The 2,167-nt window shown below is 68.8% G+C and carries 3 protein-coding genes; 2 read left to right on the top strand and 1 reads right to left on the bottom strand.

The annotated features are described in order from the left end of the window. Positions 1-200 precede the first annotated feature (200 nt). Entirely contained in the window at positions 201-650 is a 450-nt protein-coding gene (locus VLK61_RS04335; protein WP_325418665.1) for a YybH family protein, read from the top strand. A gap of 14 nt (positions 651-664) precedes the next feature. After that, positions 665-1,690 (top strand): YheT family hydrolase, encoded by a 1,026-nt coding sequence (locus tag VLK61_RS04330; protein WP_325418663.1) that lies wholly within the window; start codon positions 665-667, stop codon positions 1,688-1,690. On the opposite strand, the gene VLK61_RS04325 is transcribed toward VLK61_RS04330, so the two are convergent. Next, positions 1,687-2,167 (bottom strand): penicillin-binding transpeptidase domain-containing protein (locus VLK61_RS04325; RefSeq protein ID WP_325418661.1); only part of this gene is annotated, 481 nt, incomplete at its 5' end. The genes VLK61_RS04330 and VLK61_RS04325 overlap by 4 nt on opposite strands.

The following is a 2,167-nucleotide window of genomic DNA, read 5'->3' as shown; positions in this document are numbered from 1 at the left end:
CATGGTGCCCAGCAGCGAGCAGCCGGTGCGCGCCGTCAAGGTGGCGGAGTTCGTGGCGCTGGCGCTGCAGTTCGCGCCGCCCGGCATCCACATTGCCGCGCCGGAGATGGTCTGGCGCGCCGCGCAGGGCGACATGCGCACTGCCGTGCGGCAGTGGCTCACGCCCTGATTCCACGGCAGAATCGGCTCATCCATCCGCCATGAGAAAAACCAAGCTCCAGGCCGCCAGTCTCGAAGGCAACGCCGACGACGTCGAAGCCGCGTTCTACGAGGCGCTGCAGCACGGCGACATCGACAAGCTGATGGCCTGCTGGGCAGACGATGACGACATCGTCTGCATCCACCCCGGCGGCCCGCGCGTGGTGGGTGCGATCGCGATCCGCGCCACCTTCGAAGCCATGTTCAGCAATGGCAGCATCCGCGCCTGGCCCGAGCGCACGCGCAAGACGCATGCAGCCGCCGCGGCGGTGCACAACGTCCTCGAGCGGGTGGAGGTGCTGGGGCCAGAAGGCCCGATGCAGGCCTGGGTCATCGCGACCAATGTCTACTTCAAGACGACTCAGGGCTGGCGGATGGTGGCGCACCATGCGAGCCCCGGCACGTCCAGCGAGATCCAGGAAGTCTCCGGCGTACCACAGGTGCTCCACTGACAGCAGGTGCCGCATTGAACTACCGCGCGCCGTGGTGGTTGCCGGGCGGCAACCTGCAGACCATTTGGCCCGCGCTCTACGCCCGCCGTGTGTTCGGCGAGCACCCGCAGTACCGGCGTGAGCGCTGGACGACGCCGGACGGCGACTTCCTCGACGTCGATTGGTTGAGCAATGGTGCCCCCACGCTTGTCACTTCGTGTACTGCGCGGCCGCCCGCACCCAAAGCGCCGTTGCTTGTCCTGTTCCACGGCCTGGAAGGCTCGTCGCGCAGCCACTACGCCGAGGCCTTCGCCGACTTCGCCGCCGAGCGCGGCCTGGCGTTCGCCGTGCCTCACTTCAGAGGCTGCAGTGGCGAGCTCAACCAGGGCCCGCGCGCCTACCACTCGGGTGACCATGAAGAGATCGGCTGGATCCTGTCGCGCCTGCGTGCGCAGCACCAAGGCCCCTTGATCGCGGTGGGTGTCTCGCTCGGCGGCAACGCGCTCATGCGATGGGCGGGCGAAGCGGGCGCTGAAGCGGGCCAGTCGGTGAGTGCCGTGGCATCGGTGTGTTCGCCCATCGATTTAGCTGCCGGGTCGCAGGCCATCGGCCGCGGATTCAACCGCCTGGTCTACACGACGATGTTCCTGCGCAGCATGAAGCCGAAGGCCATGGAGAAACTCCGGCAGCACCCGGGCCTCTTCGATGGCGAGCGGGTGATGGCCGCGCGCGACCTCTACCAGTTCGACGACATCTTCACCGCGCCCCTGCACGGCTTTCGCAATGCCGACGACTACTACGCGCGTGCGTCGGCCAAGCCGCACCTGCACCGCATCCGCATCCCCGCGCTTGTGCTCAACGCGCTCAACGATCCGTTCGTGCCCGCGGCCAGCCTGCCCCGCTCGCAGGACGCCGGCAGCTTCGTCACCCTATGGCAGCCCAAAACGGGTGGGCATGTGGGCTTTCCGGATGGGCACCTGCCGGGCCATGTGAGGACGATGCCCGACGAGGTGGGCGGATGGCTGCTCGCGACGATCGCGCGGGCAGCCACGAGCGCTTAGCGTGCGAGCGTCCTGACCGCGGCACTGGCGGGCACGGCCGCTACCGACGCTGAGGCCGGTGCGCTCGCGGCCGAAGCAGCAGACGCGGCCGCCGCCGGCGAGCCCGCCGGGGGCCAGGCCGCCTCGACGCCGCGCTGTTTGCCGATGGGCGTGGTCGCCTTGCCGAGCTTGACCGCTGCCAGGTCTTCCGCGCTGGGATACAGACCCATCAGGTAGTAGTCGAAGGCGCGGCGTGCGATCGGCGCCGAGTTCTGCGCGCCGAAGCCCGCGTTCTCGACGATCATCGCGATGGCGATCTTCGGGTCCTCGGCCGGCGCGTACGCCATGAAGAGCGCGTGGTCGCGGTGCCGCTCGTCGATGGAGGCGGCGTTGTACTTTTCGCCTTGTTTGATGGCGATCACCTGCGCCGTGCCGGTCTTGCCGCCGCTGGTGTAAGGCGCGCCCGCGAACGACCTCGCCGAGGTGCCCTCGAGGTTC

This window comes from Aquabacterium sp. (assembly GCF_035476535.1).
Taxonomy (GTDB): domain Bacteria; phylum Pseudomonadota; class Gammaproteobacteria; order Burkholderiales; family Burkholderiaceae_C; genus Pseudaquabacterium.
Note: the sequence above shows the minus strand (reverse complement) of the source record. Positions and strands in the feature narration are given on the sequence as shown.

Excerpts from the sequence above, each read along its gene's own strand:
- VLK61_RS04335 (WP_325418665.1), top strand. The coding sequence starts at position 201 with ATGAGAAAAACCAAGCTCCAGGCCGCCAGTCTCGAAGGCAACGCCGAC.